General features: G+C 41.3%; 10 protein-coding genes and 1 other annotated feature. All 10 genes read left to right on the top strand.

The window, feature by feature from the left end; genetic code table 11:
* Window positions 1-239 precede the first annotated feature (239 nt).
* The 10 genes from radC (at window position 240) to rpmA (ending at window position 6750) form a co-directional block, all read left to right on the top strand.
* Window positions 240-926 carry a RadC family protein gene (gene radC / locus ACYQ4S_RS10230; RefSeq protein ID WP_091267001.1) on the top strand — a complete coding sequence of 229 codons (687 nt, stop codon included), beginning with the start codon at window positions 240-242 and terminating at the stop codon, window positions 924-926.
* Window positions 927-1119: 193 nt separating this feature from the next.
* Window positions 1120-1320 carry a cold-shock protein gene (locus tag ACYQ4S_RS10225; protein ID WP_034302391.1) on the top strand — a complete coding sequence of 67 codons (201 nt, stop codon included), beginning with the start codon at window positions 1120-1122 and terminating at the stop codon, window positions 1318-1320.
* 216 nt (window positions 1321-1536) lie between these two features.
* Window positions 1537-2547, top strand: a complete 1011-nt coding sequence (locus ACYQ4S_RS10220) for a rod shape-determining protein (RefSeq protein WP_346024876.1) — start codon at window positions 1537-1539, stop codon at window positions 2545-2547.
* Window positions 2548-2697: 150 nt separating this feature from the next.
* On the top strand, window positions 2698-3549 hold the full coding sequence (gene mreC / locus ACYQ4S_RS10215) for a rod shape-determining protein MreC (protein WP_346024877.1): 852 nt from the start codon (window positions 2698-2700) through the stop codon (window positions 3547-3549).
* A gap of 1 nt (window position 3550) precedes the next feature.
* Entirely contained in the window at window positions 3551-4114 is a 564-nt protein-coding gene (gene mreD / locus ACYQ4S_RS10210; protein WP_346024878.1) for a rod shape-determining protein MreD, read from the top strand.
* Between the two features lie 15 nt (window positions 4115-4129).
* Complete coding sequence (locus tag ACYQ4S_RS10205) at window positions 4130-4807, top strand: septum site-determining protein MinC (protein WP_346024868.1); 678 nt, start codon at window positions 4130-4132, stop codon at window positions 4805-4807.
* The gene (gene minD / locus ACYQ4S_RS10200) at window positions 4808-5602 is read left to right on the top strand and encodes a septum site-determining protein MinD (RefSeq protein WP_346024869.1); all 795 of its coding nucleotides are present in this window, start codon (window positions 4808-4810) and stop codon (window positions 5600-5602) included.
* A gap of 48 nt (window positions 5603-5650) precedes the next feature.
* Window positions 5651-5723: a sequence feature (ribosomal protein L21 leader region), on the top strand.
* Between the two features lie 48 nt (window positions 5724-5771).
* Window positions 5772-6083: a 50S ribosomal protein L21 gene (gene rplU, locus ACYQ4S_RS10195; RefSeq protein ID WP_346024870.1), complete on the top strand. Its 312-nt coding sequence runs from the start codon at window positions 5772-5774 to the stop codon at window positions 6081-6083.
* A gap of 24 nt (window positions 6084-6107) precedes the next feature.
* Window positions 6108-6449, top strand: coding sequence for a ribosomal-processing cysteine protease Prp (locus ACYQ4S_RS10190; RefSeq protein ID WP_346024871.1), 342 nt, complete (start codon window positions 6108-6110; stop codon window positions 6447-6449).
* Window positions 6450-6465: 16 nt separating this feature from the next.
* The gene (gene rpmA / locus ACYQ4S_RS10185) at window positions 6466-6750 is read left to right on the top strand and encodes a 50S ribosomal protein L27 (RefSeq protein WP_091478941.1); all 285 of its coding nucleotides are present in this window, start codon (window positions 6466-6468) and stop codon (window positions 6748-6750) included.
* Window positions 6751-6963 lie beyond the last annotated feature (213 nt).

The following is a 6963-nucleotide window of genomic DNA, read 5'->3' as shown; positions in this document are numbered from 1 at the left end:
TGGACAGTGCTAAACGCATTGGTTACTCCAGAAAGAAATACTGGAGACTGTCAAAAACACCTGAAGTTCATTGGGTGCTTACAACGAAAAGACTCTACCGGTGGAACGTAGTTTCACTACGAGACCTGGCAGAGTCTGCTTACTTAAGATATTGAACCGCCGTATACGGAACCGTACGTACGGTGGTGTGAGAGGACGATAAATGAATTAATCATTTATCTCCTACTCGATTAAGGAGGATGTTATCTATGCAAAAATTTACAGATCTGCCTGTCGAATCCCGTCCGCGAGAAAGGCTGAAAGAATATGGTCAGTCAGCGCTGGCCAATCATGAACTGCTGGCTATATTGTTAAGAACAGGGACTAGAGATCAGAATGTGCTGCAATTAAGTCTACAAGTCTTTTCACACTTTGATGACTTGTACATGCTGAAGAATGCTTCACTTGAGGAACTGATGGAGATTCCGGGGATTGGAAAGGCTAAAGCTGTGGAACTGCTTGCTGCCATTGAGCTGGGAAGAAGAATGTCACATACACCTATCGTCAAAGAAGGAGCGGTCACATCCAGCCAGTACATTGGACAGATTCTGCTGGACGAACTAAAGGATTTTCAGCAGGAGCATGTGGTCGCTCTCTTACTTAATACAAAGAATGAAATCATAAAAAAGGAGACAATTTTTAAAGGATCTCTAAATTCGTCTGTGGCGCACCCAAGGGAGATTTTCAAAGCTGCCATAAAATGTTCGGCAGCACGACTCATCATTGCACACAATCACCCATCCGGAAATCCTGAACCTTCTGATGCTGATCTTTCATTTACTCAACGAATGTCCGAAGCAGGAAGACTGATAGGAATAGAACTGCTGGATCACTTTATTATTGGAGATAATTCCTACATCAGTTTAAAAGAAATGGGAGCGCTGTAACAGTCGGTAAAGAAGCATCATATCTTTTTAAATAAATGGAGCATTATCCTTGCAATATTAAAATAGCCATGTTAATATGAATTTAGCATTTTGTTAGGGAAAGAAAAAAGTAATGTGTAACAACATTCCGATTCGTACCTATAGCAATAATGTGAAATATATAGTGCACTAGGCACGAGGAGGAATTTGTAACATGGAAAACGGTACAGTAAAATGGTTTAACGCAGAAAAAGGTTTTGGATTCATCGAGCGCGAAGGTGCAGACGATGTATTTGTACACTTCTCAGCTATTAACGAAGAAGGATTCAAATCTCTAGAAGAAGGTCAAGCTGTTACTTTCGACATCGAAGAAGGCGCACGCGGACCACAAGCTGCAAACGTAGAAAAAGCGTAATTAACTCTAATTGAATTTTCGACCGGGTAGGCATAATGCTTGCCCGGTTTTTTAGTGAGCCCTGATAATGTAACGAATCGTTTCAAATATTAAAATTAAAATAAAGTCAAAGTCTTATAGTGCATCTTTTGAGATAAAAAGGTACAATAGCATAATGAATACTATTCAATAGTAATTAAATATGTATGCTTTGATTTTTGAAAGGAGATTTTCTAAGTGTTTTGGTTTAGAAAAAAGAATATTGGAATTGACCTGGGGACTGCAAATACTAATGTCTTCGTAGAAGGAAAAGGAATAGTACTGGGGGAACCCTCAGTTGTTGCTAAAGATAAACAGACTGATGAGGTTGTTGCAGTTGGCGAAAATGCACAGAAGATGATTGGTAGAACACCCGGAAGCATCGTAGCTATCCGTCCGATGAAAGATGGAGTGATCGCTGATTTCGATACCACTGCAGCTATGATGGAATACTTTATAGGAAAATCTGTCGGAAAACGTGCCTCGAAGCCCAATGTGGTCGTCTGTGTTCCCGGAGGAGGAACTGAAGTTGAAAAAAGAGCGATCATTGATGCAACAAGGATGGCTGGAGCTAAAGATGCCTTTCTGATAGAAGAACCGTTTGCAGCTGCCATTGGTGCCGGTCTGCCAGTCAATGAACCCACAGGAAGCATGGTGGTAGACATTGGTGGAGGAACGACTGATGTGGCCACTATTTCTCTAGGTGGAATCGTCAGCAGCCGAACAATCAAAATGGCTGGAGATCAGATGGATCAATCGATCATTCATTTTATCAGAAGTAAATACAACATGCTGATAGGTGAGCGTACAGCCGAAGCAATCAAAATAGAACGGGGTAGCGCATCTGTTGAAGCTTCTAGAGCCCATGATAACATGGATATTAGAGGAAGGGACTTACTTACAGGTTTACCTAAAACAATCTCTATACCTGCGGAAGATGTTTCTGAAGCGATAAAAGAAGTGATCGATGGCATAATAGTTGCTGTAAAAGCAACATTAGAAGATACGTCTCCCGAAATTTCTGCAGACGTGATCGATAGAGGAATTGTATTGACAGGTGGCGGAGCTCTTCTTAAAAACATAAGTGATGTTATTGCGGAAGAAACCGAAGTGCCTGTATTTGTAGCAAGCAGCCCACTTGATTGTGTAGCTATTGGTACTGGGGAAGCTCTGAATCACCTTGACCTTTACAAAAAACGATCGAGATAAATAAGTAAACTGACAAGCGGGAAGGCATCTTCCCGCTTGTTTGTTGAACAGGACAAGACATGCATTAAGTAAAATCTTATGCAACTGCCTCTACGATAAAATCTAAATATATGGTAAAATAGTCGAAGTTAATTATAAGAGGTGTTTTAAGTGAACCAGTTTTTTACAAACAAGAAAATGATCGTTCTGCTCATCAGTGTAATACTCTTTGTTTCTCTTATTTCAATATCTTTGAGAACCGGAGACAATACACCGTTTCTGCAGCAGGCAGCTAATGATATTACAGCAGTTCTGGGACGTGTTTTTATCCGACCTGCCAATGCAGTAACAAGGATTTTTGAATCAGTTAACGATCTACAGAATACTTATGAAGAAAATCAGAGACTGAAAATTGAAATAGACAAAATCTACGAACGACAGGCTGAAATCAATGTCTTGAGGGATGAAAATCAGAGGCTGGGAGAAGAACTTGAATTACAAAGCTCCCTGACAGACTACCGGACCATTTCAGGTACTGTTATTTCAAGAAATCCGGATAATTGGGTCGATCAGATTGTGGTTGACAGGGGCAGCCAGGATGGCGTCGCAGTTGGAATGCCAGTTATGTCGAGCAACGGTCTTATTGGAAGGATCTCTGAAGTCAATCCTACGAGCTCCAAGGTTGTCCTTCTGACAAATATCGATCAGACAGCAAATCAGGTCTCTTCCGAAATTATTATGGAAGAAGAAATTGTTTATGGACTGATCAGTGGGTATGACAGCAGTAGCGACAGACTGGTCATGTCTCAGATTACCTCCACAATCGAAATCGAAGAAGGCGAGCTGATTACAACCTCTGGACTGGGAGGCGTGATTCCTCGTGGTCTAGTTATAGGAGAAGTTGAAGAAGTGACTATGGATGCTCATGGGCTGGCTCAGCAAGTCTTTGTAAACCCGGCAGCAGATTTTGAAAATATCAGATTTGTTACAATTATAAATAGACTTGCAGAAAGCGGGGAATAGTATGGAACAGTGGAAAAGAGTTGTCATTCCTATTGTCCTGTTATTTTTCTCGCTGCTGACCGATGGGCTGATCGTTGCGCTGTTTACTGAACAGCTAAACGTTCCCTTCGGGTTTATGTCTCCAAGGTTATTTGTATTAGTAGTGATTATGCTTGCATTCTACCTTGAACCGAGACATATGATCATCCTGACAGTTGTTTTCGGTTTCATTTACGACAGCTATTTTTCAGGCCTTCTGGGAATATACATCGCCGGTCTGACACTTATAGCCTATTTTGTCATGCAATTGAGAAAAATATTCGATACGACCTATTTAATTATCCTGCTTGTTTCCATCATCATGATTACTTTTCTTGAGTTTTTTGTTTTCGGAATTTATACCGTGCTGGACTTAACTACTATGGGAGTACAGAATTTTATGGCAGGCAGACTGTCAGCCTCGCTGCTGTTCAACACTGTCATCGCAGTGTTCCTTATTCTACCATTGAAGTACGTCATTCAGAGCATGGGTATTGACAGAAAAGATAACAAGGATAAATCGAAATCCAGTATAAGCTACAGATAATGAGGAGTGGAGCCAATGAAGAATGCTGTAACACTAAAGGGAAGAACGGGAGGGTTTCAGATTATCCTGCACGCTTCAGCTTCCTTTGAAGAAGTAGTTGACCAGCTGAAAGAACTTACAGTTCAACTGAAAAAGGATACTCAGAAAGGACATGAGCTGATTTTTTTTGTTGACACTGGGAACAGGCTGCTGTCAGCTGACGAAAAAAAACAGATTAGCTATATCATTGAGGATGAGCATTTTAAAATCAGTTCATACGAATCCGATGTTATTTCGATCGAAGATGCTCAGAAACGTGCCAGAGAAGCACGCCCAAAGCTTGAAGTAAGAACAGTCAGAAGCGGTCAAATTCTTGAAGCTGATGGTGATTTGCTGCTTATAGGTCAAGTCCATCCAGGTGGAACAGTTCGGGCAACGGGCAGTATATTTGTTATCGGAGAATTGAAAGGGATCGCCCATGCAGGATTTGAAGGCAATGAAAATGCCATAGTCCTGGCGAATTTCAAGTATAACGCACAAGTGAGGATTGGCGGAAATGTACATGTCATTGAGAACAGAGATGAAAACCTTGTACAGTCAGAGGACATCCAATTTGTTTACGTGAATGATTTACATATCATAGAGGTCGGTTCTCTGCATTACTTGAAAACTATACGACCAGAAATAGGGAAACACTCAGGAGGTTTATTTTAAATGGGAAAAGCAATTGTTGTTACATCAGGTAAAGGCGGAGTAGGAAAAACGACATCCACTGCAAACATAGGAACAGCTCTGGCCCTTCAAAGCAGAAAAGTGTGTCTAGTGGATATGGACATAGGACTTCGTAACCTGGATGTTATTTTAGGTCTTGAGAATAGAATTATCTACGATATTATTGATGTAGTCGAAGGAAGAGCAAAACTTCATCAAGCTATCATAAAAGACAAGCGCTTCAATGATCAGCTTTTCCTGCTTCCAGCTGCTCAGCACGCTGACAAGAATGCTATCAATGAAGAACAGATGATAGATCTGATCGGCGAACTTAAAAAAGATTATGACTTTGTGCTGATCGATTGTCCAGCAGGAATCGAACAAGGATTCAAAAACTCTATAGCTGCAGCCGATGACGCTATTCTGGTGACAACGCCTGAAATGTCAGCAATCCGAGATGCAGACAGAATCATCGGGCTGATCGAACAGACATCGATCCAGCAGCCGAAACTGATCATTAACCGAATCCGAAAGTCAATGATGCAAAAGGGTGAAGTGATGGATATAGAAGAAATCACCCGCCATCTATCAGTAGAACTGTTGGGAATCATTTTTGAAGACGATGAAGTCGTCAGATCTTCAAATAAAGGGAATCCAGTAGTGTTGGATCCGGATCATGTGTCGTCACAAGGGTATAGAAACATTGCGAGACGTCTTCTGGGAGACACTGTTCCGCTGATGTCTCTTAAAGAAGAGAAACAGTCATTTTGGAAAAAGCTTTTCGACAAAAAACGTTGACTCGTTATGTCTTATTTGATATGATATTAATGTTGTATTTGTGACGCACCACAGCTACAACCGCTCGTATATAAGTATTTAAGAGCTAATGCCACTTATAACGGCGAGTCTAAGTGCAGGAATAGGGCGTATTATGCTTTGTTCAAAATTATAAGGAGGTGCAACAAGTATGTATGCAATCATCAAAACAGGCGGCAAACAGTTCAAAGTTGAAGAAGGTCAGGAAATCTTTGTCGAAAAACTGGACGGAGAATCTGGCGATACTGTAACATTTGGAGAAGTATTGTTCGTCGGTGGAGACAGCACTGTTGTAGGAAGTCCGTTTATCGAAGGTGCTTCAGTTGAAGCAATTATCGAAAAACAAGGTCGCGGTAAGAAAGTTACGACTTACAAATACCGTCGCAGAAAAGACTCTCACAACAAGCAAGGTCACCGTCAGCCGTATACAAAAGTAACAATCAAATCAATTAAAACCAACTAATACAAACAGGGAAGCGGTTCTGTAATGATCAATATTCTATTCCAGTTTGAAAATGAGCATATCTCTTCAGTGGAAGTCACTGGACATGCTGATTCCGGTCCTTATGGTCAGGATATCGTGTGCGCCGCCGTCTCAGCATTGAGTATCGGTACAGTGAACAGTCTGATAGAGATCGGTAAGATATCGCCAGATATCGTGTCGGCTGATGATCAGGGAGGCTTTCTGAAGTTCTCGCTGCCCGAAGGTTTGAGTCAGAAGCAAATGGAAACAGCTCAAATATTGATGAATAGTCTGCATCTTTCCTTGAAAAATACGGAGGAAGAGTATGGAGACTATATGACAGTCCATTCCTCAGACAATAAGTAATGGAGGTGCAAAAATCATGTTGAAAATGAATTTACAGTTTTTCGCGACGAAAAAAGGTGGAGGGTCTACTTCCAACGGTCGTGATTCTCAATCCAAACGTCTAGGCGCTAAGCGTGGAGACGGTCAGGTCGTTTCAGGTGGATCAATTTTATACCGTCAACGCGGAACTAAAATCCATCCAGGTGAAAACGTTGGTCGTGGTGGAGATGACACGCTTTATGCTAAAGTTGATGGCGTTGTTCGTTTCGAGCGTAAAGGAAAAAACAAAAAGCAAGTTTCTGTTTATCCTGTGGCTAACTAAATTAAGAGAAGTGGAGGAATCACATCAGCTGATATGATTCCTTTTTTCTTCTGTACTTTGAAAACCCCCGGCTATGCCGGGGGTTAAGGATAGCTTTCAGCGTGGGGTCAAAAAAAGCCTCACTTCATGATAAGATAAAGTTGGTTTCCCGACCACTTACTCAAATCATTGAAGGAGGCGTCCCATGAAGGACAAGAACAGTTTAGCACATTC

The sequence above is a fragment of the Alkalibacterium sp. s-m-28 genome (assembly GCF_054658175.1).
The sequence above is the reverse complement of the archived record's forward strand: the minus strand, read 5'-3'. Positions and strand labels throughout refer to the sequence as shown.

Coding starts and splice junctions, on each gene's coding strand:
- ACYQ4S_RS10190 (WP_346024871.1), top strand. CDS start 6,108: ATGATCAATATTCTATTCCAGTTTGAAAATGAGCATATCTCTTCAGTG.
- rpmA (WP_091478941.1), top strand. CDS start 6,466: ATGTTGAAAATGAATTTACAGTTTTTCGCGACGAAAAAAGGTGGAGGG.
- rplU (WP_346024870.1), top strand. CDS start 5,772: ATGTATGCAATCATCAAAACAGGCGGCAAACAGTTCAAAGTTGAAGAA.
- ACYQ4S_RS10225 (WP_034302391.1), top strand. CDS start 1,120: ATGGAAAACGGTACAGTAAAATGGTTTAACGCAGAAAAAGGTTTTGGA.
- radC (WP_091267001.1), top strand. CDS start 240: ATGTTATCTATGCAAAAATTTACAGATCTGCCTGTCGAATCCCGTCCG.
- mreD (WP_346024878.1), top strand. CDS start 3,551: ATGGAACAGTGGAAAAGAGTTGTCATTCCTATTGTCCTGTTATTTTTC.
- ACYQ4S_RS10205 (WP_346024868.1), top strand. CDS start 4,130: ATGAAGAATGCTGTAACACTAAAGGGAAGAACGGGAGGGTTTCAGATT.
- minD (WP_346024869.1), top strand. CDS start 4,808: ATGGGAAAAGCAATTGTTGTTACATCAGGTAAAGGCGGAGTAGGAAAA.